This is a genomic window from Paraburkholderia sp. LEh10 (assembly GCF_017814945.1).
Classification (GTDB): Bacteria; Pseudomonadota; Gammaproteobacteria; order Burkholderiales; family Burkholderiaceae; genus Paraburkholderia.
Window position 1 is genome coordinate 21,488 of the sequence record NZ_JAGIPX010000028.1, and the last position, 25,913, is coordinate 47,400.

Annotated in this window: 18 protein-coding genes and 1 riboswitch; of the genes, 10 read left to right on the top strand and 8 right to left on the bottom strand. The window is 63.6% G+C overall.

What is annotated here, in order from left to right; all coding sequences use genetic code 11:
* Positions 1–203: 203 nt before the first annotated feature.
* Entirely contained in the window at positions 204–560 is a 357-nt protein-coding gene (locus J8I87_RS22895) for a BON domain-containing protein (RefSeq protein ID WP_209934211.1), read from the bottom strand.
* A gap of 447 nt (positions 561–1,007) precedes the next feature.
* Here J8I87_RS22895 and J8I87_RS22900 point away from each other — a divergent pair, with 447 nt between their 5' ends.
* Both J8I87_RS22900 and J8I87_RS22905 read left to right on the top strand, forming a co-directional pair.
* Positions 1,008–1,640, top strand: a complete 633-nt coding sequence (locus J8I87_RS22900; protein ID WP_209934212.1) for a DNA-3-methyladenine glycosylase — start codon at positions 1,008–1,010, stop codon at positions 1,638–1,640.
* Between the two features lie 273 nt (positions 1,641–1,913).
* The gene (locus tag J8I87_RS22905) at positions 1,914–2,246 is read left to right on the top strand and encodes a DUF4148 domain-containing protein (RefSeq protein WP_209934213.1); all 333 of its coding nucleotides are present in this window, start codon (positions 1,914–1,916) and stop codon (positions 2,244–2,246) included.
* Between the two features lie 246 nt (positions 2,247–2,492).
* On the opposite strand, the gene J8I87_RS22910 is transcribed toward J8I87_RS22905, so the two are convergent.
* Entirely contained in the window at positions 2,493–2,927 is a 435-nt protein-coding gene (locus tag J8I87_RS22910; protein ID WP_209934214.1) for a CBS domain-containing protein, read from the bottom strand.
* Between the two features lie 365 nt (positions 2,928–3,292).
* On the opposite strand from J8I87_RS22910, the gene ribA reads away from it, so the two are divergent.
* The gene (gene ribA / locus J8I87_RS22915; protein ID WP_209934215.1) at positions 3,293–3,937 is read left to right on the top strand and encodes a GTP cyclohydrolase II; all 645 of its coding nucleotides are present in this window, start codon (positions 3,293–3,295) and stop codon (positions 3,935–3,937) included.
* 117 nt (positions 3,938–4,054) lie between these two features.
* Here ribA and J8I87_RS22920 read toward each other — a convergent pair whose 3' ends face one another.
* Positions 4,055–6,538 carry an FAD-dependent oxidoreductase gene (locus J8I87_RS22920; protein WP_209934217.1) on the bottom strand — a complete coding sequence of 828 codons (2,484 nt, stop codon included), beginning with the start codon at positions 6,536–6,538 and terminating at the stop codon, positions 4,055–4,057.
* A gap of 197 nt (positions 6,539–6,735) precedes the next feature.
* On the opposite strand from J8I87_RS22920, the gene J8I87_RS22925 reads away from it, so the two are divergent.
* Together J8I87_RS22925 and J8I87_RS22930 are read left to right on the top strand one after the other, a co-directional pair.
* The gene (locus J8I87_RS22925; RefSeq protein WP_209934218.1) at positions 6,736–7,530 is read left to right on the top strand and encodes a DeoR/GlpR family DNA-binding transcription regulator; all 795 of its coding nucleotides are present in this window, start codon (positions 6,736–6,738) and stop codon (positions 7,528–7,530) included.
* Positions 7,531–8,394: 864 nt separating this feature from the next.
* Positions 8,395–9,081: a response regulator transcription factor gene (locus tag J8I87_RS22930; protein ID WP_209934219.1), complete on the top strand. Its 687-nt coding sequence runs from the start codon at positions 8,395–8,397 to the stop codon at positions 9,079–9,081.
* 48 nt (positions 9,082–9,129) lie between these two features.
* On the opposite strand, the gene bluB is transcribed toward J8I87_RS22930, so the two are convergent.
* The 5 genes from bluB to cobA are packed head-to-tail and all read right to left on the bottom strand — an operon-like array spanning position 9,130 to position 12,884.
* Complete coding sequence (gene bluB / locus J8I87_RS22935; RefSeq protein WP_209934220.1) at positions 9,130–9,822, bottom strand: 5,6-dimethylbenzimidazole synthase; 693 nt, start codon at positions 9,820–9,822, stop codon at positions 9,130–9,132.
* Positions 9,806–11,107 (bottom strand): cobyrinate a,c-diamide synthase, encoded by a 1,302-nt coding sequence (locus tag J8I87_RS22940; RefSeq protein WP_209934221.1) that lies wholly within the window; start codon positions 11,105–11,107, stop codon positions 9,806–9,808. The genes bluB and J8I87_RS22940 overlap by 17 nt, the downstream gene beginning before the upstream one ends.
* Before the next feature lie 3 nt (positions 11,108–11,110).
* Positions 11,111–11,713, bottom strand: a complete 603-nt coding sequence (gene cobO, locus J8I87_RS22945; protein WP_209934223.1) for a cob(I)yrinic acid a,c-diamide adenosyltransferase — start codon at positions 11,711–11,713, stop codon at positions 11,111–11,113.
* Positions 11,710–12,144: a cobalamin biosynthesis protein gene (locus J8I87_RS22950; RefSeq protein ID WP_209934224.1), complete on the bottom strand. Its 435-nt coding sequence runs from the start codon at positions 12,142–12,144 to the stop codon at positions 11,710–11,712. The genes cobO and J8I87_RS22950 overlap by 4 nt, the downstream gene beginning before the upstream one ends.
* A complete protein-coding gene (gene cobA, locus J8I87_RS22955; protein WP_209934225.1) occupies positions 12,141–12,884 on the bottom strand; it encodes a uroporphyrinogen-III C-methyltransferase in 744 nt (247 codons plus the stop codon). Before cobA ends, J8I87_RS22950 begins: the two co-directional genes overlap by 4 nt.
* 260 nt (positions 12,885–13,144) lie before the next feature.
* Positions 13,145–13,417, top strand: a riboswitch (cobalamin riboswitch).
* A gap of 195 nt (positions 13,418–13,612) precedes the next feature.
* On the opposite strand from cobA, the gene cobW reads away from it, so the two are divergent.
* The 5 genes from cobW to J8I87_RS22980 all read left to right on the top strand — a co-directional run bounded on the left by cobW (position 13,613) and on the right by J8I87_RS22980 (position 25,877).
* Complete coding sequence (gene cobW / locus J8I87_RS22960; RefSeq protein ID WP_209934226.1) at positions 13,613–14,710, top strand: cobalamin biosynthesis protein CobW; 1,098 nt, start codon at positions 13,613–13,615, stop codon at positions 14,708–14,710.
* A gap of 12 nt (positions 14,711–14,722) precedes the next feature.
* Positions 14,723–18,526 carry a cobaltochelatase subunit CobN gene (gene cobN, locus J8I87_RS22965; protein ID WP_209934227.1) on the top strand — a complete coding sequence of 1,268 codons (3,804 nt, stop codon included), beginning with the start codon at positions 14,723–14,725 and terminating at the stop codon, positions 18,524–18,526.
* Positions 18,523–19,569: an ATP-binding protein gene (locus J8I87_RS22970; RefSeq protein WP_209934228.1), complete on the top strand. Its 1,047-nt coding sequence runs from the start codon at positions 18,523–18,525 to the stop codon at positions 19,567–19,569. Before cobN ends, J8I87_RS22970 begins: the two co-directional genes overlap by 4 nt.
* Positions 19,570–19,598: 29 nt before the next feature.
* Entirely contained in the window at positions 19,599–20,237 is a 639-nt protein-coding gene (locus J8I87_RS22975) for a vWA domain-containing protein (RefSeq protein ID WP_209934229.1), read from the top strand.
* 558 nt (positions 20,238–20,795) lie between these two features.
* Entirely contained in the window at positions 20,796–25,877 is a 5,082-nt protein-coding gene (locus J8I87_RS22980; RefSeq protein ID WP_209934231.1) for an ESPR-type extended signal peptide-containing protein, read from the top strand.
* The last annotated feature ends 36 nt before the right edge of the window (positions 25,878–25,913 follow it).

Consider the following 25,913-nt stretch of genomic DNA (forward strand, 5'->3'; position numbering starts at 1 on the left):
TGTTGTTGAAGGTGGAGACGGGAACATCGGTTGATGGTTGGTGCGTACAGACGGGAGATTAAACCAGCCTGACGGGCCGTTGGTGTGACAGCGCGCTCGATGATGCCGGCCGCAAAGAAAAACACCGCTCCCCAGTACGAAGAGCGGTGCGTTGTGCGCGACCGGCGCGACCGCATGCGAACGCGTCGGCACGATGCATTGGCTTACTGGCCGACGGGGCGGATCGTCAGCGCGTTCTTCACTGACGTCACGCCTTCCACGCCTTGTGCGACCTGGGTTGCCTGGTCGACTTGCGGCTGCTCCGGCACGGAACCCTGCAGCGTCACAGCACCGCTCTTTGCGCGTACCGTGATGTTGGCGACACTGATGCCCTTCGCTTTCGCGAGCGCGGAGCGCACCTTCTTGGCCAGCGCACGGTCGGCCGACTTTGCCGCCTTCGAGGTCTGCTTGGCGCTCGGCTGGGCCGTCATGTCGGCATCGCTGGCCTGAGCGTATGCGTTGATCGACGCCAGAACCACGAGCGCGCCACCTACCATCTTGATTGCCTGAATTGCCTTCATTCACTTTCTCCTGTTGTCATGATTTGCGACGGTGTCGCGCCTGAAACGCACCCGGCGAGCGGGCTCTTCACGCGTGAAACCACTGCACGGCTACTTCGGTACTTCTGGGTCAAAACGGCTTCAACAGTGCTGCTGGTTGTCGATACACCGGGTGGCTCGCCGATGCTGCGGGGCATGCCTGAATCACCGATGCTGCTGGCCGGACACTAACGATACCTCAATTGGTTCCATAGTGAGGGCTAAGGGTCCCCCGGATGAGGCATTGGTACAACGGATCGATACCGCTTGCGTTGCGACCATGTCGCACATGTATCGTGCGCAAGGCGCGCCGATGTCGCGCGTGAGCCGCATTGCGCGCATCGTGGATGGAACGGCGCGGCGTGTCATCATGCTGCAAAATAGGGCTTCCCACAGGCCTCGATCCGCGCCATTTGCGCGAATCACCGCATGGCGCAGACAACGCTTCCGCTCGTTCCTCTACGTCGCAACGATCTACCCGTCGATACGGTTGACCTCGCGCGCTTCATGTTGGGTAAATACCTGGTCCACGATCTGCCCGAAGGGCGCGTCAGCGGACGGATCGTCGAGACAGGGGCGTATCCCGTCGGCGATTCCACCAATCATGGTTATCCGGGGCGGCGCGCGTACAACGGCTCGATGTTCGTCGAACATGGCCATGCGTATGTGCGGCTCACATATGGCATTTATTGCGTGATCAACGTGGTCAGCGAGCGGGCCGGGACGGGCGCTGCCGTGCTGATCCGCGCGCTGGAGCCCGTCGAGGGCATCGCATGGATGCAGGCGCGCCGGCCCCGTGCGAAGCCGCGCGATCTCGCGCGCGGCCCCGGGCGGCTCGCGCTCGCGCTCGGCATCGATCTGGCCTGCGACGGCGCCGATCTCTGCACGGGACGCGGTCTGTGGCTCGGCGCGCGAGGCAACGCGCCTGTGCCGTTCGCGGTGACCACACGTATCGGCATCGCACGTGAAACGCATCGTCTGCTGCGCTTTTATGTGCCGGGCAGCCCGTTCGTCAGCGGGCCGCGCAAGCTGCTGCCGGCCAACGCGCCGCCGTCGACGTAAAGCTCTCGCCGCGTTGGCGTTGGTCCGCTCCTGGTGTGGCGTTGGCCACGCCTGCCACATTTTCCATTTGGTTCGATTCGACCCTGCATTGTTGCAGCCAGCTGCCGCTGCCCGAAAGATGGCTTGCGCCGCCATGCGACCTTTGCAACAGTCGCAATTAAGTATCTCCGAAATAGGGGTTTTCCCTTGGTTCGGCGTTGTTTAGACTTCAGTCATTGCTTCAAACGCTGTTGTGCGAAGCCCCGGATAAAACAACTTTTGGAGGTAGTTACCATGAAATCGCTTATCAAGGCTGTCGCTATTGCTGCTGTTCTCGCTGCGCCTATCGCATCGTTCGCGCAGTCGAACCAGCCGGTGACCCGCGCTCAGGTGCGCGCCGAACTGGTCCAGCTGGAAAAGGCAGGCTACAACCCGGCGACGGCCGTCGATTCGACCTATCCCGCTGACATTCAGGCCGCCGAAGCCCGCGTCCAGTCGCAAAACGGCGCAGTGGCGCAAGCTCCCGTCGCCGATACGGGCTACGGTCCGTCGACCAATGGTTCGTCGCAATCGGGCGCGGCGGCCAAGCCGCTGAACCCGGCGCAAGACGTCTACTTCGGTCATTGATCTTCGGGCTGGACGACCGCGTCCAGCTTGCGCGTTCGATGCAAACAGGCATTGGGCGCGCATGACTTGCATGCAGGTGGTGGCGCGGGCCCGCAAGACCGTGCCGATGCCGCCGACAAGAATGTATGTACCTCCGCCGCCGAAAGGTGGTTTTGCCCAACCGCGTGGATTGGGCTTTTTTTGCTGGGCGCGTGACGGGCGATACGGTGCGCCGCATGCGCGACGGCAGAAAGCGGCGAGTGCAGCCTACGCGCCGTGAATGTAATGCTCCAGTTGCTGGATCGTGAACTGCTGCTCGGCGATGATGTTCTTCACGAGGTCGCCGATCGACACCATGCCGATCAGATCGTCGTTGTCCATCACGGGCAGATGACGCATGCGGCGCTCCGTCATCAGCGCCATGCATTCGTCCGTCGTCTGATCCGGGCGCACGAAGCGCACCGCGCTGCTCATGATGTCGCGAACGGGCGTCGTCTTCGACGAGCGGTCCATCAGCACGATCTTGCGCGCGTAGTCGCGCTCGGTGACGATCCCCGCAATCGACCCGTTTTCTTTGACGATCAGCGCGCCGATCTGCTTCTCCGCCATCAGCTTGATGGCGTTGTAAACGGAATCGGATGCTTCGATCGTGTAGACCTCTTGATTCGGCTTCGATTTGAGTACTTGTGCAACGCTGGTCATGGAGCGGCTCCGTTTGCAGTGCAGCACGCCTCGCCGCGGCGCGCTGGGGTAAGGGAGAGGCACGTCAGGCGCAGATCAAGCGCAGAACAAGTATAGGCGTCGGCGACGGCCGTCGCGACGCTCGCTTCGCCTGGTTTCGCGCGATGCGGCGCGCAGTTCCTGCCCCATCGAGCATATCGGCTCGCGAACCCGCGAGGCGATGCGCACGCGGCGACGATGCCGGCATCGTATTGACCGCGCGTGCACCAGGGTGAAGCGGCTACCAGGTACAATTCGGCGTTTAGCGGTAAACTCCGCTCTGTACTTGACCCCCGGTCGTCATCCCCGGTTGTTCACGGGTTCATGTCCGCAATTCCGCTAACGCCATGCCCATGTCTTACGAACCGTCGAAAGACGGCGCCTCCATCGGCGAATGCGTCACGCTCGACGCGACCGCCACGCTTCCCACCCGCTACGGCGCCTTCACATCCTATGTGTTTCGCGTGAACGACACGGGCGCCGAACATCTCGCGCTCGTAATGGGCGATGTCGAGAGCAAACAGTCGGTGCTCACGCGTCTGCATTCGGAGTGTCTGACGGGCGACGTGCTCGGTTCGTATCGCTGCGACTGCGGCGAACAACTGGACCTCGCGTTGCGCTATATCGCCGCCGAAGGCTGTGGCGTGCTGCTGTATCTGCGCGGCCACGAAGGACGCGGCATCGGCTTGTCGAACAAGATCCGCGCCTACGCGCTGCAAGAGCAGGGGCGCGATACCGTCGAGGCGAATCTCGACCTCGGTCTGCCTGACGATTCGCGCGAGTACGATTCAGCGGCGGCGATTCTGCGGTTGCTGAAGGTGACGTCCGTGCGCCTGATGAGCAACAACCCGAAGAAGTTCGATTCGCTGTCGAAGCACGGCATTCCCGTTTGCGAACGCGTCGCGCTCGCCATTCCGATGCGGGAAGAAAACGAGCGCTATATCCGGACCAAGCAGCTGAAGTTCGGGCATTATTTTGAGGAAAACGAGTAACGCAACGGGCGTTGCTCGCGGCGCGTTGCAATGGCCTCGCTGTCGGCGAGGCCATTTGTGTTTACGGCTTCAGGCCGTCATGAAGCCGCTCTTGCTGCTGGCCGCACACCATCGCATTCAGCTTTTCACGCGCGCCGAAGCGGGATCGTAGGGCGCTTTCAGATGCAGCGTCGCGGGCAGCAGATCGCCGGCGACGTCGATTGCATACCGGCCGCTCGCGAGCCAGGCGGCGTCGGGCGCGGCGCCGTCGCCGCGCTTCACGTAGCCCATCGCGACCGGGCAGCCGAGCGTATGCCCGAACGCCGCCGAAGTCACGAAGCCCACCGCCTTGCCGTCGCGCATGATCGCCTCGCCGCCCCATAGCATGCCGTCGCGTGCGCCATCGGCGGTGAGGATGACGAGGCGTCTTTGCAGCGGTTCGTTGCGCAGCCTGACGAGCGCATCGCGTCCGATGAACGGAATGTCCTTGTCGAGCTTGCATGCGAACGCGAGGCCCGCTTCGAACGGATTCGTATCCGGCGACAGTTCGCGTCCCCACGCGCGGTAGCCTTTCTCGACACGCAGCGATTCGAGCGCGTAATAACCCGCGTTTTTCAGGCCAAAACGCTTGCCTGCCTCGTGCAGCGTCTCGTAGACACCCACCGCGAATTCGACGGGCACATACAGTTCCCAGCCGAGTTCGCCGACATAGGTGATGCGCGTCGCGCGCACCGTCGCGTAGCCGACATCGACTTCGCGGCTTTGCCCGAACGCGAACGCCTCGTTGCGCCAGTCGGCCTTCGATACGCTCGCGAGCAGATCGCGCGCACGCGGTCCCATCACGGCAAGCACCGCATATTGACCCGTGACGTCGACGAGCACGCAATGCGCGTCGTGAGGTATGCACCTGTCGATCATGTCGAAGTCGCGCGTGGTTTGCGCGGAGCCTGTGACGAGCAGGTATTGATCGTCGGCCAGACGCGTGAGCGTGAAGTCGGATTCGTAGCCACCGCGTTCGTTGAGCATGCCCGTGTAGACGCTCGTACCGGGCGGCACGGCGACATCGTTCGCGACGATCCGTTGCAGCACGGCTTCGGCATCGCGACCTTTCACCAGAAATTTGGAAAAAGACGTCAGGTCGAATAGCGCGACGTCTTCGCGGCATGCGCGGTGTTCGTCGCCGCTCCACGCCAGCCAGTTCTGCTGGCCGAATGCGTAGTCGATATGGGCCTGCTCGCGCGTCGGCGCGAAGAAGTTCGCGCGTTCCCAGCCCATCTTGCTGCCGAAGCATGCGCCCGCGTCGCGCAGCGGCGCATCCAGCGGCGAGCGTCGAAACGGGCGCGCGCTATCGGGTTCGCGATTCGGCCACGGCATCGCGTAGTGCAGCCCGAGCGTCTCCTTCACGCGGTCGCGCAGCCATGTGTCGTTGCCGTTGAAGCGCGCGAAGCGGCGGATATCGACGGGCCACAGGTCCATCGTCGGCCCGCCCGCGACGATCCATTCCGCGAGCGCCATGCCCGCGCCGCCCGCCGACGCGATCCCCATCGAGTTGAAGCCCGCGCCGACATAGAAGTTGCGCAGCTCGGGCGCCTCGCCGAGGATGAAGTTGTTGTCGGGCGTGAACGACTCCGGTCCGTTGTAGAACTGGCGGACCTGCGCCGTTTCGAGCGCGGGCACGCGCTGCAGCGCGTTCTCCATCAGGATCTGGAATTGATCCCAGTCGTCGGGCAGCAGCTGGAACTCGAAGTTCTCCGGAATGCCGTTCATGCCCCACGGCTTCGCGTCCGGTTCGAAGCCGCCCATCACGAGTCCCCCCACTTCCTCCTTGAAATAGATATAGCCATCGGGGTCGCGCATCACGGGCAAGTCGGGATGCACGCCCGCGATCTTCTCCGTGACGATGTAGTAGTGCTCCGCCGAATGCAGCGGCACCGTGACGCCGCACAGCCGCCCGACGGCTTTCGCCCATTGGCCCGCGCAATTGACGACGATGTCGGCCGAGATCGCGCCTTCGTTGCCGTGCTTGTCGCGCCACGCGACGCCGCTCGTCTCGCGGCCCTTCAGTGCGCGCCGCGTGTGGATCGCGGTGACGCGCGTGTTCTCGGCGATGCGCGCACCGCGCTGGCGGGCGCCGCGCGCGAGCGCCTGAGTCAGATCGGTCGGGTTTGCCTTGCCGTCGCCGGGCAGCCAGACGGCGCCGAGCAGATCGTCGGTGCGCATCGGCGGCCACAGCTCGCCGGCTTGCTGCGGGCCGATCACGTCGCACGTCACGCCGTACGCTCTCGCGACGGCGGCCGTGCGCTTCAGTTGTGTCATCCGCTCGGGCGTGCGCGCCACCGACAGCGAGCCGCATTGCTTCCATCCCGTCGCGAGCCCCGTGTCGGCTTCGAGCTGCGCATAGAGCGCCGTCGAGTAACGGATCAGCTTCGTCATGCTTTCCTGCGCGCGCAACTGGCCGACGAGACCCGCCGCATGCCAGGTCGTGCCGCACGACAACTGGCCCTGTTCGAGCAGCACGACATCTGTCCAGCCGAGCTTCGCGAGGTGGTAGGCGACCGAGCATCCGATGATGCCGCCGCCGACGATGACGACGCGCGCCTGCGTCGGAAGAGTGCTTGACATGGGGGTGTGTGGAAATAAGTGGAAATGTATGGCTTTGAATAGCTCGGTAATTTGCCGCAATAACTGGCAAAGCGCAATGACGAATCGCGTGCCGGGCGAGAGTCCGGTCAACGGGGAATGTGGGATTGTATGGATTTGATTGGATGTTCCGCCGATCTTTGCTAGACTTTCCCACCACATTCCGACCGCTTTCCCCGATGTTCGCCACACACCGACAGAGCGAGATCCTGCGGATCGTCCGCGCGCAACACACCTGCACGATCGCCGATCTGGCGAACACCTTCGCGGTGTCCGACGAAACGGTCCGCCGCGATCTCAAGCCGCTCGTGGCAGAAGGGCTGCTCGTGAAGGTGCACGGCGGCGTCATGCTGCCCGCGCAACTCGACGAGCCGCCGTTCCGCCGCCGGATGGTCGAACAGCGCGACGCGAAGCGTGCGATCGCCGCGCGCATCGCGCAGATGATCCGCGATGGCGATTCGCTGATGCTCGACGGCGGCACGACCTGTGTGCACATTGCCCACGCGCTCGAAGCCCATGCGCAGCTCACTGTCGTGACGAACTCCGCCGAGATCGCGCGGCTGCTCGCGCCGCGCAACGGCAATCGCGTGCTGATGGCGGGCGGCGAGCTGCGCGCCGACGATGCGTCGGCTGTCGGCGACAGCGCGCTTGCCTTCTTCCGGCAATTCCATGTGCGCTATGCGATTGTGTCGGTGACCGCGATCGATGCGAAAGGGCGCTTCATGGACGCGCAGCCCGCCGATGCCGTGCTCGCGCGTACCGCCTTCGCGCAAGCCGAGCGCCGCATCGTCGCCGCCGATCACACGAAGTTCGGCCACAGTGCACTCGCCCATGTGTTCGGCGCGGAAGCGCTCGACGTGCTGGTCACGGATGTCGCGCCGGCGGCGGGGCTGTCGAAGGTTCTCGCGGCGGCGGGCGCGGAAGTGATCTGCGCGGCGTCCGCCGCATATCACGCAGACGAGGAAATCGTCTAATCGTCGATCAAACGCTTGCATTGCCCGCTGCGTCTGACTCGACGCGATTGCGCGTGCAAGCGGGCGCATCCGTCACAGATCGCCGGAGTCGGCAGCCCTTAAGTGCACTGCGGCAAAAGCCGCTAACCCGATTGGACCCCGTTCGGATTGAGCCCCATTCGGATTGAACCCGGTGCGTCCATTGGACTTATTGCAACATATGACGGCGTAAGGACTGTATTGCTGTCATCGGTGCAATTTAACGAGACGTCAGGCTTGACACATAAAAATCGCGAGATTATTGACTGATTGAATTCGTTCTAATAACCTTCACCCCGATTTAAATCGAACGCGCCAGCGGCGGCGCGTAAATTGTTAAATATCCAGAATGCTGGCACGAATTTTCATTCCATTGAGTGGAATGAAATCCGCAAAAGGGTTTGCGCAATGGCCGTATGACGGCATTCGCGTTTCTGTCAATCCGCTTTCTTCGTAGCCGGTAGCGATCCGCCGCAAACAGACGTAATGCTTGGCCGGGAAGCACGCAAGTCCTCATTTTTTTCCGAGGCGGGCGCGCGGCCCGGCAGCATTGCAGGCAAGAAAACAGCAAGAAAAATTCCGCATGTACTGCGCGGTCGAAAGAAGTGGGTTGTGCGCCTGTTTAATTCCGGTTGTTCCATTCGGCGGAATCGGGCGTATCGGAATTTAGCAATATCGGGCTTTCAAAGCGCTGTCAGGAATGTGATGCAATTTTGCCTCGCAGTCGAGGCAGTGGCTTGAAAGGCAAGGCGAATGTGGATTTGAAAATTCATATTCGCGAATCGTCATCCTTCATCGATGATTACCCGATGGGACGGAAACAGCGAATTAGCGTTGCGGGGGTTTATGAGAATTGCAGTTCTAGAGGAGACTCAGGCGCAAGCCGACTTCGTGTGCCGCACATTGTCGGCGGCTGGGCACACCTGTCATGCATTCGAGGACGGACATGCGCTGATCAGACAGTTGCGCAGCCAGCCGTTCGATCTGCTCGTGCTGGCCCGACACACACCGGGTATGTCGGGTGACGACGTGTTGCGCCGGGTCCGTCAACAACCCGCCGAGCGTCTGCCCGTCCTGCTCCTGACGAAGGCGAGCGATGCGGCCAGCCCGAACACCGATGCCGACGACTATCTCATCAGGCCCCTCAGCGCGGCGGCGCTGCTCTCGCGCGTCGGCCTGCTGCTGCGCGGCGTGTTTCAGAACCAGCCCGCCGCCGGAAAGGAAGTGTTCGGCGAATACGAGTTCGAGCCGGGCGCAAAGCGCGTTCACGTGCGCGGCAATGCCGTCACGCTGACTCACAAGGAGTTCGAGCTTGCGCTGCTGCTCTTCAAGCATCTGAGCCGGCCATTGTCCCGCTCGCATATTCTCCAATCGATCTGGAAACAGGCAGCGGGCATTCCGTCCCGCACGATGGACACACACGTGTCGATGCTGCGCACGAAGCTCGGTTTGCGGCCCGAGAACGGCTATCGCCTGATGCCCATCTACGGCTACGGTTACCGGCTCGAACGGATCGAGAAGGGCGACGCCTGACGCGCGCTTCAATTCCGGTTTCAGGCGCTTTCTGGCCTTTCACGCGGCTTAGGCAGCTCCGCTGCTCGCCGGTTGCCGATCCTGCTCGCAAGCAGCCGCCTGATCCCGCCACGCGTTTTCGAACAGACAGGTTTCAAGCGGCACGCGCTTCGCCCAGCCTTCGGATTCCAGCATCGGCTCGGCATAGAAGCGCTCCACATGGCCGAGACAGAGTATCGCCACGGGGCGCGCGCCCGCCGGCATGCTTAGCATCGCGCGGACTTCGTCGGCATCGAATAGCGACACCCAGCCCATTCCCAGCCCCTCCGCGCGCGCGGCGAGCCACATGTTCTGGATTGCGCACGCCACCGAAGCGAGATCCATTTCCGGCAAGGTGCGGCGCCCGAAGACGTGCTTCTCGCGGCCGTCCATCAGCGCCATCACGAGCAGCTCGCCGCACTCGAGCATGCCTTCGACTTTCAGCTTCATGAACTCGTCGCGCCGCTTGCCGAGCGCGTCGGCCGTCAGCAGGCGCTCGCGCTCGACGGCGGCATGCAGCCGCTGCCGAAGCGCGGGGTCCGTGATGCGGCCGATCCGCCACGGCTGCATATAGCCGACGCTCGGCGCGTGATGCGCGGCATCGACGAGACGCGCGAGCACGGCGGGATCGACGGGCGCGGGCACGAAGTGGCGCATGTCGCGCCGCTCGTAGATCGCGCGATAGACGGCGGCGCGCTCGTTGTCGTCAAAGGGCTCGGCCATGGAAGAGGGCGGCCGCGAAGGCCGGGTTGGACGGCCAGTAGCCGTGCATATAAGTGGCGACGATCGAGCCCTGGCGATAGACGGCTTCGCCGGGTGCGTCGGACTGTGCGCGCGTCGCATGTCCAATGGGAACGAGCGGCGTGCTCACGCGCGAGTAGTGAAACGTGTGCCCCGTCAGCGTGCCATGCGCGCCGTCGATCTGCTGCATGCCGAGTGCAGTGAAGCGCGTCTGCATGGCCGCGTTGCCGGGCAGGAGGCCGAGCATCGGCGTGGTGACGCCGTGCGTGTCGGTGACGCTGTCGAGCAGATACAGCATGCCGCCGCATTCGGCGACGATGGTCCTGTTCGCGCCCGCATGCGCGCGAATCGATGCCGCGCTGCGCGCGTTGGCTGCGAGCGCGCCCGCATGCAGCTCGGGGTAGCCGCCGGGAAGATAGACGGCGCTTGCATCATCGGGCACGGGCTCGTTCGCGAGCGGCGAGAAATAGCTGACCCGCGCGCCGAGCGCTTCGAGCAACTGTACGTTCGCCGGATAGATGAACGAGAACGCGGCATCGCGCGCAATGGCGATCTGCATGCCTTCGAGCGAACGCGGCAACGGCGGCTCGTTCGCGTCGTCGTCGAAAGCGACGGCGGGCGGCAGCTGCGCGAGTGCCGTCGCGGCAAGCGCATCCGCCGCGCGATCGAGCCGTTCGTCGAGGTCGTCGATTTCCGCCGCCTGTAGCAGGCCGAGGTGCCGGTCGGGCAATTCGATCGCATCGGTGCCCGCCAGATAGCCGAGCCAGTTCATGCCGCGAGGCAAGGACTCCTCGAGCATCTGCGCATGACGCGCCGAGCCGACGCGGTTCGCGAATACGCCATGAAACGGCACCTCGGGCCGAAAGCGCGCGAGCCCGAATGCGACGGCGCCAAAAGTTTGCGCCATCGCCTTTGCCGAGATCACGGCGGCGACGGGCACGTTGAAGGTCGCGGCGAGATCGGCGCTGCTCGGCGTGCCGTCGAACAGGCCCATTACACCTTCGATCAGAATCAGATCCGCTTCGCGCGCGGCCTGCGCGAGCAGCGCGCGGCACGCGCGCTCGCCGACCATCCATAGATCGAGCGACATGACAGGCGCGCCGCTCGCGCGCGCGAGGATCATCGGGTCCAGAAAGTCCGGGCCCGTCTTGAACACGCGCACGTCGCGCCCCATCCGCCGATGATGCCGCGCGAGCGCGGCCGTGATGGTCGTCTTGCCTTGGCCCGACGCCGGCGCGCTGATGAAGAGAGCGGGGCACGCGAGCATCGTTCAGAACTCCACGCCGCGTTGCGCCTTCACGTGCTGCTCGCGATACGGATGCTTGACGAGGCGCATCTCGGTGACGAGGTCGGCGGCGTCGATCAGCGCGTCGGGCGCATGTCGGCCCGTGATCACGACATGCAGCATCTCGGGCCGTGCCTTCACGACGTCGAGCACTTCATCGAGCGGCAGGTATTCATACTTCAGCACGGTATTCAGTTCGTCGAGAATCACCATCTGGTATTCGCCGCTCTCGATCATCCGGCGCGCTTCGTTCCAGCCTTTGCGTGCCGTCGCGATGTCGGCGTCGCGGTCCTGCGTGTTCCACGTGTAGCCATCGCCCATCGTGATGAACTCGCAGTTTTCCTGAGCGCCGAGAAAATCGCGCTCCGACGTATGCAGCGCGCCCTTGATGAACTGCACGACGCCGAGCTTCATGCCGTGCCCAAGCACGCGCACGGCCATGCCGAACGCGGCTGTGGACTTGCCTTTGCCCGTGCCCGTGTAGACGATCAGCAGGCCTTTTTCGATGGTCGCCTGCGCCTGCTTTTTCTCGTGGCCTTCGCGGCGGCGCTGCGTCATGCGTGCGTGCGATTCGGGATCGGTCTTCATCGATGTTCCTTGGTTCCGGGTGTGTCGTTCGAGTAATTGACTGCGCAGCCGCCAGATTCGGCGGCGCATGCGATGGCGACCGTGACGCCGTCGCGCGCGCGTTTGGGGGCGAGCAGCCGCCCGTTTGGCACGGCGAGCAGCGCGCAGGGCTCGCACACGCCGTCGATGCCCATGTGCTCGCGCACGATTGCCGATGCATGGGTTGCGACGCCGAGCGCGGCGATCTCGTCGCGCGTGAAGGTGCGCAGCGGCAGCGCGTGCTGCGCGCAGAACGCGAGCAGGCCCGGTTCGTCCGCTTTCGTATCGACCGTCGCCACTGCGCCAATCGCGTCGAACGAAAGCGTGCTGCCGAGCGCGTCGCGCACGGCCGCTTCGATCTGTTCGGCCGATACGCCGCGCCGGCAACCGAGGCCCAAGATGAGCGTCGTCATGGCGTTTCGCCGGGTGAGGGATCGACGGGCCGCGCGAGCGACGCGACGCCGCCGATCACGACAATCGACGGCGAGCCGAGTCCTGCTTGCGCGGCGCGCTGCACGAAGTCGCGCAGCGTCGCGCATACATGGCGCTGCTCGGGGCGTGTTGCGGACTCGATTGCGGCACACGGCGTATCGGGCGGCATGCCCGCCTGCAGCAGCGCAGCGACGATTTCGTTCAGCCGGCGCATGCCCATGTAGATGACGAGCGTCATGCGCGTGGCCGCAAGCGTCGCCCAGTCGGCTTCGTGCTCGCCCGCGGCGTGACCCGTGACGAAGATCACGCCCTGCGTATGCTCGCGATGCGTGACGGGAATGCCGATAGCCGCGGGCGCGGCGATGCCGGCCGTGATTCCGCTGACGATTTCGACCTGAATACCTGCCGCTTGCAGCGCCTCCTGCTCTTCACCGCCGCGCCCGAACACGAACGGATCACCGCCTTTCAGGCGCGCGACGCGGCGGCCCATGCGCAGATGGTCGAGCATCATCGCGACGATGTCCGCCTGCGGCGTCGATTGTTGGCCGCCGCGTTTGCCGACATGGACGATACGCGCGCCGTCGCGCGCGAACTGCAGCACATCGGGATTCACGAGATCATCGACGAGCACGACGTCGGCCTCGCCGAGCGCGCGTACGGCTTTGAGCGTCAGCAGTTCGACGTCGCCCGGGCCCGCGCCGATCAACCATGCGCGCGTCATCGCGGCATGCGCGGCGCGGCGCGCCACGTCGATGAGGAAGTGGTGTGAAACGAAAGGAGCGCCGGATAGACGGGCCCGAATGAGTAATGAGTCATGCGATGTTGCACTTGATGCGGGCTCTTTGTTGCCATCGCGCGTGTGCATGGCTGAGTGCTTCGATGCCGGCCTCTTCGGCTTCGGATGCGGGCATACGATAGCACATGGGCGCTGGCGAGTCGCTGCGGGTTTCCGCCTTCCTTGACGCTATGCGCGACGCGGCCTAAACTCGCACGCACTCTGGTGCTCGCGCGCGCATTCCGCGTGCGCAGTTAAACGGGAAATAGCAGGCCCTTCGAATGCTTTCGACAGGTCAAACTATGCTGCTCCCCGCAACGGTAGGTGAAGGCATCGCGAAGACGATGCAGAGCCGGCCTCGCTGCGTGTGTGTCCAATAGCGGCCCACGCAGACAATCCACTGCGCGAAAATCCTCGCGCGGGAAGGAGAGGCGGCGCTTTCATCAGCCCGGATACCGGCCAGTGAAAACGACGCAATGCTGCGGGGATGCGGCAGTGCGTTCATTGATTTCCCGCGCGTCACAGAACGGCCATGCGCTCGCCATTGCGGGCCGCACACCGCTGCACAGCCGTTTATGGCGCCGCTTTCCGTCCCCGTGCATCACCACGACTCGCGCCGTTCGCAGCGGCGCATATTCAAGTCGCTCGAACCTGCTTCGGGCAACGGAGCCATCATGCAGACACAGATGCGCAAGATTCCTGTGACGATCGTCACGGGTTTTCTCGGAGGCGGCAAGACCACGTTGCTGCGGCATATTCTTCAGCACGCGGGCGGGCTGCGCGTCGCCGTCATCGTCAACGAGTTCGGCGAGCTTGGCATCGACGGCGAAATCCTCAAGGGCTGCGGTATCGGTTGCGATGAAAACGGCAACGAGACGGAAGGCCAACTCTACGAACTCGCCAACGGTTGTCTGTGCTGCACCGTGCAGGAAGAGTTCTTTCCCGTCATGGAGCAACTCGTCGAGCGGCGCGAACAGATCGATCATGTGCTGATCGAAACGTCGGGCCTTGCGTTGCCGAAGCCGCTCGTGCAGGCGTTCAACTGGCCGTCGATCAAGAACAGCTTTACCGTCGACGCCGTCGTCACCGTGGTCGACGGTCCCGCCGTCGCGAGCGGCCAGTTCGCCGAAGACCCCGTCGCCGTCGATCAGTTGCGCAAGGCCGATCCGAATCTCGATCACGAATCGCCGCTGCATGAACTGTTCGAAGACCAGTTGTCGGCAGCCGATCTCGTGATTCTCAACAAGACCGATCTGCTCGACGACGCGCAACAGGCCCGTGTCGAAGCCGTGATTCGCGAAGAGATTCCGCCGCAGGTGAAAGTGGTGCGCGCGCATCGCGGAGCGCTCGAGCTGCACGCGCTGCTCGGGCTCGAATCGGCATCGGAAGAAACGATCCATTTGCGTCATGACCACCACGGATCAGCCGACGACCCCGATCATGCCGACCACCATCACGATGCGTTCGATTCCGTCGTCGTGACCGCGCAGGCGCCGTCGCGCGAAACGATGATCGCCGCGCTTCAGCAGGTGGTGGAAGGCCACACGGTCTATCGCGTGAAAGGGTTTGCCGCGCTGCCAGGCGCGCCGATGCGCCTCGTGATCCAGGGCGTGGGCCGGCGCTTCGACAGCTATTTCGACCGGCGCTGGCAGCCGGGCGAACTCGATGGATCGCCGCCGAGCCGCTTCGTGCTGATCGGCGAAGACCTCGATCAGCGGGCGTTGCAACGCGCGCTAGACGAAGCGTTGAACGCACAGACTCAACAGGTTTGACGGGCGTACGCGATGCATCTGCTGCGCACCGTCCCTGGGGGCTTCGTCGACGATACGAAGGGCGTGATCCGTATCGACCAGAAGCCTGCCGATATCGTGATCCTCAGTTCCGCCGACACGACGCTGTCATTGCTCGCGAGCGTCGTGCCGCGTCTGGGCGAGGGCTTCCCGAGCGTGCGGCTCGCGAATGTCACGTATCTGCGGCAGCCGGCTTCGGTGGACTTCTATATCGACGACGTGTTGCAGCATGCGCGCGTCGTCGTCGTCGATCATCTGGGCGGCGAGGCCTATTGGCCGTATGGGATCGAACAGGTGGTCGCGCTCGCGCAGCGCAAGCAGCAGACGCTCGCGATGTTTTCGGGCGACTTGCAGGAAGACCCGAACCTGCTTGCGCGCAGCACGGCCGATGCGGACCTTTGCCATCAGTTGTGGCGCTATCTGCGTGAAGGCGGCGCGCGCAATGCCGAGTCGTTCATGCGCTGCATCGCGTCGCGCGCGCTCGGCTGGGGCAAGGAGCCTGCGCCGCCGAGCCCGCTGCCTCATGCGGCGCTCTATCATCCCGAGCGCGATGTCGCGACGATCGAAGACTGGAAGGCGCGCTGGAAGCCGGGCGCGCCCGTCGTCGCCGTCCTGTTCTACAAGGCGCATTTGCAGGCCGCCAATACCGCCGTGTTCGATGCGCTAGTCGATGCGCTCGAAGCGCGCGGCATGAATCCGCTGCCCGTCGCAATCACGTCGCTGAAGGACGCGATCAGCCGCGACGTCGTGCAGGAACTGGCCGCGCAGCATCACGTCGCGCTCGTTTTGAACACGACTGCGTTCGCCGCTTCCGCAATCGACGACCCCGAACCGCTCGCGCTGGCAGGCGACGCGCCCGTGATGCAGGTGATCCTGAGCGGCGGCAACCGTGAAGACTGGGTGAAGGACAATCACGGCCTCAATTCTCGCGACATCGCGATGCACGTTGCGCTGCCCGAAGTGGACGGACGCATCATCACGCGCGCGGTCAGCTTCAAGGGACTCGCGTACCGCTGTCCGCATACGGAAGTGGACGTGGTCCGCTATCAGCCGGATCACGAGCGCATTGCGTTTCTTGCTGAATTGAGCGAGCGCTGGTGCAAGCTGCGGCGCACGCCGAACGCCGGCAAGAAGCTCGCGCTAATTCTCGCGAACTATCCGATGAGTGAAGGGCGCATCGGTAATGGCGTGGGACTCGATACGCCTGCATCGGTGGTGAATATTCTTTCGATGCTGCGAGACGAAGGCTATCGCGTGGACGACCTGCCCGCGACGGGCGATGCGTTGATGGCGGCGCTGACGCAAGGCGTGACCAACGATCCCGTGGTGCGCGATCTGCGGCCCGCGCTGCAAAGCCTTGCTTTGAACGATTACATGACGCATTTCGCGCGTCTGCCGCAAGCGCTGCGCGATGAGCTGAATGCGAAGTGGGGCGAGCCCGGGCAGGACCCTAACGTGCGCCGTGGCCGCTTCATGATCGCGGGCTGGCGCTGCGGACATGTGTTCATCGGCATTCAGCCGCCACGCTCGCGCGAGCAGAACGATTACGCGAGCTATCACGACGCCGAGCTCGTGCCGCCGCATGCGTATCTCGCGTTCTATTTCTGGCTGCGCCATCAGTTTCAGGTCGATGCCGTCGTGCATGTGGGCAAGCACGGCAATCTCGAGTGGCTGCCGGGCAAGAGCGTCGCGCTGAGCGATGCATGCTGGCCCGATGCCATACTCGGGCCGCTGCCGCATCTGTATCCATTCATCGTCAACGATCCGGGGGAAGGCAGCCAGGCGAAGCGCCGCACGCAGGCGGTGATCATCGATCATCTGATGCCGCCGCTGACGCGCGCGGAAAACTACGGGCCGCTGCAAGACCTCGAACGTCAGGTTGACGAATACTACGATGCGTTGATGGTCGATCCGCGCCGCGCGAAGCTGCTGCGGCGGACCATACTCGACACGATCGTCAGGCATCGGCTGCACGAAGAGCTGAGTCTCGCGGCACCCGCCGATACCGACGCCGAAGACACCTTGCTGACGCGCGTCGATGCATGGCTGTGCGAGCTGAAGGAAGCGCAGATTCGCGATGGCTTGCACACGTTCGGGCAGTCGCCAGAAGGCGTGCAGCGGCGCGATACGCTGCTCGCGCTCGGGCGATTTCCAGTCGGCGATGGACAGGGCGCGAAGGCGGGCCTCATCGATGCATTGGCGCGCGATCTCGAAGTCGATCATCTGTTCGATCCGCTGTCGGCGGATTGGTCGGCCGCGTGGGACGGGCCGCGTCCCGCGCTGTTGCAGCAGGTCAGCGATGCGCCGTGGCGTCACAACGGCGATACACGCGAAAGGCTCGAATTGCTCGCGGCGTGGTTGCTCGATGACATGTGCGGGTTGGAAAGCGATGCGCACGGTGAACCTGACATCGACGAACTGCCGCACACGGCGCGCGTGCTCGAACGCATGCGCGACGACATCCTGCCGCGTCTCGATGCGTGCGGCCCGCACGAACTGATGCATCTGAAGCGTGGGCTCGAAGGACGTTTCGTGCCGCCCGGCCCGAGCGGTTCACCGTCGCGCGGACGCCCCGACGTGCTGCCGACAGGCCGCAACTTCTATTCCGTCGACACGCGCGCCATTCCTACGCAAGCCGCGTGGGCGCTGGGTCTCAAGTCCGCCCAGACGTTGATCGAACGTCACTTGCAGGAGCACGGCGACTATCCGCGCGCGATTGGCCTGTCCGTCTGGGGCACGGCGACGATGCGCACGGGCGGCGACGATATCGCGCAGGCGCTTGCGCTGCTCGGTGTGCGGCCGAAGTGGGCGCCGGGCAGCCATCGCGTGACGGACTTCGAGATCATGCCGATCGCCGCGTTCGACCGTCCGCGTATCGACGTGACATTGCGCGTGTCAGGCTTCTTCCGCGATGCATTCGCCAACGTGATGCATCTGTTCGACGCCGCCGTGCAGGCCGTTGCGGAACTCGACGAGCCGGAGGACGTCAATCCTGTCCGTGCGCGGGTGCTGCGCGAGCGCGATGCGTGGATAGCACGTGGCGTCGATGCTGTGGAAGCGCGCAGGCGCGCGGGCTTTCGCGTGTTCAGCGCGCGGCCTGGCGCATATGGCGCGGGCTTGCAGCAGATGATCGACACGCAGCAATGGCAGACGGATGCCGATCTCGCGAATGCTTATTTGTCGTGGGGCGGTTACGCGTACACGCAGAAGAGTGCGGGCGAGGAAGCGCGGCACGCATTCGGCACGCGGCTCGCCGCAATGGATGTCGTGTTGCAGAACCAGGACAACCGCGAGCACGATGTCCTCGATTCGAACGACTACTACCAGTTCCAGGGCGGCATGACGGCGGCTGTGCGGCACTTCGCGGGCAATCAGCCGCACGTCTATCATGCGGATCACAGCAATCCCGACACGCCGCGCATTCGCACGCTGCATGAGGAGATCGCGCGCGTGATCCGCTCGCGCGTCGTGAATCCGAAGTGGCTCGATGGCGTGAAGCGTCACGGGTACAAGGGCGCGGCGGAAATTGCGGCGACCGTCGATTATCTGTACGGCTACGATGCGACGGCGCGCGTGGTCGCCGATCATCAATACGCGCTCGTCGCCGATGCGTATCTGAACGATGCCGGTACGCGCGAGTTCATGCGGAAGCACAACCCGCACGCGTTGCATGCCGTCTGCGAGCGCCTGCTCGAAGCGATGCAGCGCGGGCTTTGGCAACAGCCCGGCGACTATCGCGGGCAAGTCGAACGACATCTGCTCGCCAGCGAACAGCACATGGAAGGATCACGATCATGAGCGAAGCCAACGTGCCGCGCGCGGTGTTTCCGTTTTCCGCGTTGATCGCGCAGCAGTCGTTGCAGCAGGCGCTATTGCTTGCTGCCGTCGATCCTGGCATCGGCGGCGTGCTGGTCAGCGGGCCGCGCGGCACCGCGAAATCGACGGCTGCGCGCGCGCTCGCGGAATTACTGCCCGAGGGGCAGTTCGTCACGTTACCTTTGGGCGCGAGTGAAGATCGCCTGATCGGCACGCTCGATATCGAATCGGCATTGCGCGATGCCTCCGTGCGCTTTGCGCCTGGGTTGCTCGCAAAGGCGCATCGCGGCGTGCTGTACGTCGATGAGGTAAATTTGTTGACCGATGGGCTCGTGGATGTGCTGCTCGATGCGGCGGCCAGTGGCGTCAATACCGTCGAGCGCGATGGCGTCTCTCATACGCATGACGCACGCTTCGTGTTGATCGGCACGATGAATCCGGAAGAGGGTGAACTGCGCCCGCAACTGACGGATCGCTTCGGCTTGATGGTCGAACTCGAAAACTGCTTTGAGCCGCAGATTCGGCAGGACATCGTCAAGGCACGATTGGCGTTCGATCTCGATTCTTTGGGTTTTCGTTCGCGGTATGCCGTGCAGCAGGAGGAATACGTCGCGCGCATTCGCGATGCGCGCTTGGCTTTGCCGTGCCTTTCGTTCGACGATGCCGTGCATGCGCATGTGAGCGCGTTGTGTATTGCGGCGGGTGTCGATGGATTGCGCGCGGATCTCGTGATGCTGCGCGCGGCGCGTGCGCTGGCTGCGCTGGAGCAGGCCGATGCGGTGACGCTCGCGCATGTCGATAATGTTGCGGAATCGGTGTTGCTGCATCGGCGGCGCTCACATGAGGACGCCGCGCAGCGTCAGGACATCAGTCCTGATTCGCCCGCTTCTCAACAGGCTTCTTCAACCGGCAGCGCGAGTACTTCCCCGGAAAGCGACTTCGGTTATCTTCCACCAGAGCCGACGGGTATTACACACGTCAAGGGCGTCAAAAGCGTCATTCCTCTCAACATAAAAAAACACTGAGCCATCGAAAGAACGCGGCCGCGCGCCCCATGCGCAGCGGTTTTCGATGGCGGCAAGGCGCGGGCGACGCGGCGCGCGGTGGCACGGTTGGTGCGCGCGTTGCATGGCCGCGCACGCTTGCTGCGAAGCGTGATGAACGGCTGCGCGCGGCGCATCTGCGATTCGTGCATGAAGAGGCGCGCGGCGGCGTGCTGCATTGCTTCGTGCTCGATTGCTCCGGTTCGATGCTCTCCGGGCAACGGCTTGCGCTTGCTAAAGGTTTGCTCGTGGCGCTGTTCGATCAGGCGCGTGCTGCACGCGCTGAGGTGGCGCTCGTTTGTTTTGGGGGCAGTCGCGCCGATGTGCGCTTCGGTCCTGCGGCACCGCGCTGGTGGAATGAAAAATGGATTGCGCCAGTCGGCGGTGGGGGCGGAACGCCTTTGACGCTCGGCGTCGAAAGAGCTTCGGCGTTACTCGCACATAGCGCGCGGCGTCGACCCGCACAGCAGCGCTGTTTGTGGGTTCTCTCGGATGGACGCAGCGGCGGTTCGCCATCGCGTCCCGCGCATGCGGATCATGTCGTGTTCGTCGATTTCGAGCAAGGACAACTGCGCATCAAGCGATGTGCCGAACTCGCGCGCGAATGGGGCGGCGAGTGCTTCCCTTATGAGGCGTTGGTCAACTCGTAGCTTCAATCGAGGTTGATGGTCCAGCACGACTCCAACATTAGTCGCGCTCATACTCCAATCTTTTTTTCCAGATCTCCGGCATTTATTCGCTGGCAATAAAGTCGTGGAGAGGCCAGGTGACGCAAGAGCATCCGGACTTTTTCCGGTGTCACGTCGTCGCGTCCTGATCAAGAGCTTGCTGCCTTCGATGTGTCGTCATTCGAAGTCGCAAAGTCGCGCAGATAGCCAGTTTTCGAATATTTGTTGGGTCTCGTAGGAAATTTTCGAAATATCCCGATTCCGCCGAGCAATAGGACGCGTCCTATTCGGTCATTCGAAATAGTTTCATATCTTTCGTCCGCCAGGTTTGCCTGCTATTTGGTCTTCTTGTGCATGCTGCCTATGTTTTGGCGGAAGCCGCTTCGAAACCTGGAGCCCGCGGGTGCGGCGGTCGGCATAACGCCGAAGTAGTCTTGGTTGGTGTTGCGGACGATTCAGAGTCTGGTGGACCAAGCAGCAAGTTGCCGAACATGGACGTGAGTGGAACGGACAAAACAACCGATTTATATAGGATTGCGAATGAATAAAATTTATAAGAGCGTTTGGTGCGACAAGACGGGAACATATGTTGCCGCATCTGAGCACACGCACGCGAAGGGAAAGAAAAGTCGAAACACGCGACATCTCGTTACTGCACTGGCACTTGGAGGAGCAGGTAGTGTCGCTTTGGCGGGAGGATTGGATGGCGGCAGTGCAACCGGTGCGAACGGTGCCATAGCCTATGGCGCGACGGCGCGATCGTCGGGTATCGGCTCCATTGCGATCGGTAACGCAGGGAGTTTTGCCGCAACTACAGTAGCAAATAACACGGACTCGCTGGCTATCGGCAATGGCGCGACGGCATCGGCGGAAGGGACCACCGTGTTGGGGGTGGGTTCTACGGCGACCGGTGATTCGGGCGTTGGGATTGGCTCGGGCGCAAGATCGCTGGCAAGCGATACGATTGCCATCGGACATAACGCTTACGCGACCGTGTCTTCTGCGCTTGCGCTGGGTTCGTATTCGTCGGCCTATGGAGCGAACTCCGTGGCAATTGGCGCGAGTTCGATCGCGGATCGCTCGAATTCAGTATCGGTTGGTTCATCGTCGCTCCAGCGTCAGATCACAAACGTTGCAGCCGGTACCGCCTCAACGGACGCTGTGAACATAAGTCAGCTAATGGCCGAAGACGCACGCGTCAACAACCTCAGCAATGTCGTCAATAACGTCGGTAGCACCGGTACCGTCAAGTACTTCCACGCAAGCTCCACCGCTACCGACTCACTCGCCTCCGGTCCGAATTCAATCGCCGTAGGCCCTCAGGCGCTCGCATCGAACTCGTACGGCATTGCAATGGGCCCGCTCGCCACGGCATCGGGCGTTTCAGGCATTGCAATTGGCGCAGCTTCGCTTTCGACCGCTCAGCAAAGCGACGCATTCGGCGATTACGCGACGGCAAGCGGACTTTATTCCGTTGCTCTGGGCAATCAATCGACGGCATCCGCACAAAGCGCGCTGGCCATCGGCGACACGGCAATCGCGAGCGGGACGAGCGCGACGGCCATCGGTCAGCTTGCAACGGCCATTGGGGCCAATTCTGTCGCACTGGGCGCGAAATCAGTCGCCAACTCGGCGACGCTTGGCACAGCCGGCTTCAACCCCGGTGGCTCGGCCATCAATGCATCGGCCAACGTGGGCGAAGTTTCCATCGGCTCGGCAAACGCAGAGCGCCGCATCACGAACGTTGCAGCGGGCTACTCCGCGACGGACGCCGTGAACGTCAGCCAGCTGATGTCGGAAAATGCGAAGGTCAATCTGCAAGGCACGAATACGGCAGCGGCATTGGGCGGCGGGGCGTCGTACAACCCTTCGACGGGTGCGGTCACGAACCCCGCATATAACGTCGCAGGCGGCACGTATAACAACGTCGCAGGCGCGCTGACAGGCATCGACGCGCGCATCAATAACATCTCGCCCGCTGGTTCGATCAAGTACTTCCACGCGAATTCGGCGCTCGCGGATTCGAGCGCGGCAGGGGCGGAGTCGATTGCGGTCGGCGGTGCTGCAAACGCGACGGCATCGAATGCAGTTGCGCTCGGCTCGAACTCGGTCGCGGAGCGCGCGAACACGGTTTCTGTCGGCTCGGCGACGCTGCAGCGCCAGATCACGAACATGGCCGCGGGTACGGCTGCAACGGATGCCGTCAACGTGTCGCAGCTTGGCGGCGTGACGACGGCGATCGGCGGCGGCGCATCGGTGAAGGCCGATGGCTCGATCGCACAGCCGATGTTCAACGTGTACGGCAATACATTCTCGAATGTGGGTGACGCGCTGGCGAGCATCTCCGACAGCACGAGCAATATCGTCCAGAACCTTAAGTACATCAGCTTCGGTGCCGCTTCGGGTCAGGCAGCAAAAGCGAACGCAACAGGTCTGGACGCGATCGCAATCGGTCCGAACGCGGTAGCGAGCAAGAACGGCGCGGTCGCCATCGGACGTGCGTCGTTTGCAACGGGTACGAATTCGGTGGCGCTGGGTTATGGATCGCAGGCGACGGCGGACAACACGTTCGCGGTCGGCAATGCGTTCTCGACACGCCGCATCGTCAATGTCGCGGACGGCGTGGCTGCGACCGACGCGGCAACCGTTGGTCAGGTCAACTCGGACATCCAGGCGGCTATCGCGAATCTGAACACGACCAGCAGCAGCACGCTCAAGTCGTCGTCGCTGCGCGCGACATCGCTGCTGGGCGCAGCCCCGTCTCCAAGCATGCTGGGTGGTCCCCCGGTGTCGAGTCTGACGCCGGACCAGCTGATCGCGGCCGGTCCGACGCAGTTGGGTGGCCAGCTTGCAGCGCTCGGCACCGACTCGATGGCAATCGGCCTGAACTCGCAGGCGACGGCGGACCAGGCAGTGTCCGTCGGCGGCAATGTGCAGACGCTGGGACTCGCCTCCGTCGGGATTGGCCAGCAGATCGCCATCGACGGCGACCACACCGTCGTGATGGGCACCAACGTGACCGCGCACGGCAACAATGCGATCGTGATTGGCAACAACAGTTCGTCCGTCGTGGTCGATGACGGCATCGCCATTGGTAACAACGTGCAGGTCGGTGGCCCGGAAACGATGGCCATCGGCAAGGACATCATCGCGTCGGGCTCGAACAGCGTCACGCTCGGTAATGGCGGCGATGCGCTCGCAGTCGACTACGATGCCGCGGCGAAGGACGCGATCACGCTGAAGGGCGCAAACGGCACGAAGATCGCGAATCTGACGGCAGGTGCGCTGAATGCGTCGAGCACGGAGGCCGTCAACGGTTCGCAGCTGTACGCGCAAGGCACATCGGCGGCCCAGGCCCTCGGCGGCGGCGCGTCGTTCAACACGTCGACGGGCGCGATTACCCGTCCGCAGTACACCTTGAGCGGCAGTACTTTCTCGAACGTGGGCGATGCGCTGACGGCGCTGGACAGCGTGGCCAAGTCGGGTAACGTGCTGGGCGTCGTGTACGACGGCACAGCGAAAGACCAGATCACGCTGGCTGGTGCAAACGGCACGACAATCACGAAGCTGGCGGCGGGCGCGGTGAACGCATCGAGTTCCGATGCGGTGAACGGCACGCAGTTGTACAACGTGGCGGCATCGACGGCGGGCGCGATCGGCGGCGGTTCTTCGTTCGATCCGACGACGGGCACGATCACCAACCCGACGTACGTGATCGGCGGCTCGACGGTGACGAACATCTCGGGTGCGATCACCAGCATCGACGCACGCGTGACGACCGACATCAGCAACCTCACGACTCAAATCTACAACGGCGAGATCGGTCTCGTGCAGCAGGATGCGTCGACGAACGTGATCACGGTCGCGTCGCAGAAGAGCGGTTCGCTGGTCGACTTCACGGGCACGGCGGGTGCGCGCGTTCTGACGGGCGTGGCGGCAGGCAAGGTGAACGCATCGAGCTACGACGCGATCAACGGCACGCAGCTGTACAACGTGGCGGCATCGACGGCGGGCGCGATCGGCGGCGGTTCGTCGTTCGATCCGACGACGGGCACGATCACCAATCCGACGTTCGTGATCAACAACGGCACGTCGACGATAACCAACGTTGCCGGCGCGATCACGAACCTCGACAACCGCGTGTATGCGAACAGTACGGACATCACGAACCTGCAGACGCAGATCAACGGAGGCGGCATCGGTCTCGTGACGCAGGATGCGACGACCAGCACCATCCTCGTCGCCTCACAGACGGGCGGCTCGGTCGTCGACTTCACGGGCACGGCCGGTGCGCGCAGGCTGACGGGCGTGGCGGCGGGCAAGGTGAATGCGTCGAGCCTCGACGCAGTGAACGGCACGCAGTTGTACAACGTGGCGGCATCGACGGCAGCTGCGATCGGCAGCGGCTCGACGGTGAACAGCAACGGCACGATCAGCAATCCGACGTTCATCGTCGGCGGCTCGACGGTCACGACCATCGGCGGCGCGATCACGAACCTCGACGCACGTCTCTATGCGAACACCACGGACATCACGAACCTGCAGACGCAGATCAACGAAGGCGGCATCGGCATCGTGACGCAGGATGCGACGAGCAAGAACATCCTCGTCGCGTCGCAGACCAACGGGTCCGTGGTTGACTTCACGGGCACGGCAGGCGCGCGCGTTCTGTCGGGCGTGGCAGCCGGCGTGGCGGCAACGGATGCAGTGAACGTCGGTCAGTTGCAGGCGGCGGGCATCATCGGCCCGAATGGCCAGACGAAGGCCGCCGTGACGTACGACACGAAGGCGGACGGCACGACGAACTACAGCAGCATCACGCTGGGTGACGGCACGTCGAACGCGGCACCCGTGGCGATTCACAACGTTGCGGACGGTTCCGCTCCTAACGATGCGGTGAACTACTCGCAGTACTCGGACTTGCTGGGGAAGGTCAACAAGATCGTCAACGCAGGCACGGGTGTCGATACGCTGTTCGTCGGCGACGGCAATCGCAACACTGAAGCGGCGCAGGCGGGCGGCACGCATGCGACGGCGATGGGCGCACTGTCTGTCGCAAGCGGCAACCAGTCGATCGCCGCGGGCTATGCGTCGAAAGCGTCGGGCCAGAACGCGGTTGCAATCGGTTCGACGTCGACGGCGAGCGGCAACAACTCGGTCGCACTCGGCGCGGGTTCCGTCGCAGATCAGGACAACACCGTGTCCGTGGGTTCGGCAACGCAACAGCGCCGCGTCACGAACGTCGCTGCGGGTACGTCGGATACCGATGCCGTCAACGTGGGCCAGTTGAACCAGGCGATCACGCAGGCGGGTACGACGATCAGCCAGCAGGCGGTGCAGCAGGCGAACGCGTACACCGACCAGCAGTTCAACAAGATGAACGACAAGATGAACTCGCTGGGTGCGGCAGCGATGGCGGCGACGTCGCTGATCCCGAATGCTCGTGCGGAAGGCAACTTCCAGATGTCGGCGGCAGCCGGCACCTATGGCGGTGCGGCAGCCATCGCCATCGGCGCGAACTACTGGGTCAACGACCGAGTGCTCGTCAACGCACACGTGACGCGCTCGACGGGCAACAGTGCAAGCACTGGCGCGTCGGCAGGCGTGACGATCGGGTTCTAAAGGCCTGACCAGCCCGCCGCGCGATGAGCGCGGCGG

Excerpts from the sequence above, each read along its gene's own strand:
- J8I87_RS22895 (WP_209934211.1), bottom strand. The coding sequence starts at position 560 with ATGAAGGCAATTCAGGCAATCAAGATGGTAGGTGGCGCGCTCGTGGTT.
- J8I87_RS22900 (WP_209934212.1), top strand. The coding sequence starts at position 1,008 with ATGGCGCAGACAACGCTTCCGCTCGTTCCTCTACGTCGCAACGATCTA.
- J8I87_RS22905 (WP_209934213.1), top strand. The coding sequence starts at position 1,914 with ATGAAATCGCTTATCAAGGCTGTCGCTATTGCTGCTGTTCTCGCTGCG.
- J8I87_RS22910 (WP_209934214.1), bottom strand. The coding sequence starts at position 2,927 with ATGACCAGCGTTGCACAAGTACTCAAATCGAAGCCGAATCAAGAGGTC.
- ribA (WP_209934215.1), top strand. The coding sequence starts at position 3,293 with ATGCCCATGTCTTACGAACCGTCGAAAGACGGCGCCTCCATCGGCGAA.
- J8I87_RS22920 (WP_209934217.1), bottom strand. The coding sequence starts at position 6,538 with ATGTCAAGCACTCTTCCGACGCAGGCGCGCGTCGTCATCGTCGGCGGC.
- J8I87_RS22925 (WP_209934218.1), top strand. The coding sequence starts at position 6,736 with ATGTTCGCCACACACCGACAGAGCGAGATCCTGCGGATCGTCCGCGCG.
- J8I87_RS22930 (WP_209934219.1), top strand. The coding sequence starts at position 8,395 with ATGAGAATTGCAGTTCTAGAGGAGACTCAGGCGCAAGCCGACTTCGTG.
- bluB (WP_209934220.1), bottom strand. The coding sequence starts at position 9,822 with ATGGCCGAGCCCTTTGACGACAACGAGCGCGCCGCCGTCTATCGCGCG.
- J8I87_RS22940 (WP_209934221.1), bottom strand. The coding sequence starts at position 11,107 with ATGCTCGCGTGCCCCGCTCTCTTCATCAGCGCGCCGGCGTCGGGCCAA.
- cobO (WP_209934223.1), bottom strand. The coding sequence starts at position 11,713 with ATGAAGACCGATCCCGAATCGCACGCACGCATGACGCAGCGCCGCCGC.
- J8I87_RS22950 (WP_209934224.1), bottom strand. The coding sequence starts at position 12,144 with ATGACGACGCTCATCTTGGGCCTCGGTTGCCGGCGCGGCGTATCGGCC.
- cobA (WP_209934225.1), bottom strand. The coding sequence starts at position 12,884 with ATGACGCGCGCATGGTTGATCGGCGCGGGCCCGGGCGACGTCGAACTG.
- cobW (WP_209934226.1), top strand. The coding sequence starts at position 13,613 with ATGCAGACACAGATGCGCAAGATTCCTGTGACGATCGTCACGGGTTTT.
- cobN (WP_209934227.1), top strand. The coding sequence starts at position 14,723 with ATGCATCTGCTGCGCACCGTCCCTGGGGGCTTCGTCGACGATACGAAG.
- J8I87_RS22970 (WP_209934228.1), top strand. The coding sequence starts at position 18,523 with ATGAGCGAAGCCAACGTGCCGCGCGCGGTGTTTCCGTTTTCCGCGTTG.
- J8I87_RS22975 (WP_209934229.1), top strand. The coding sequence starts at position 19,599 with ATGCGCAGCGGTTTTCGATGGCGGCAAGGCGCGGGCGACGCGGCGCGC.
- J8I87_RS22980 (WP_209934231.1), top strand. The coding sequence starts at position 20,796 with ATGAATAAAATTTATAAGAGCGTTTGGTGCGACAAGACGGGAACATAT.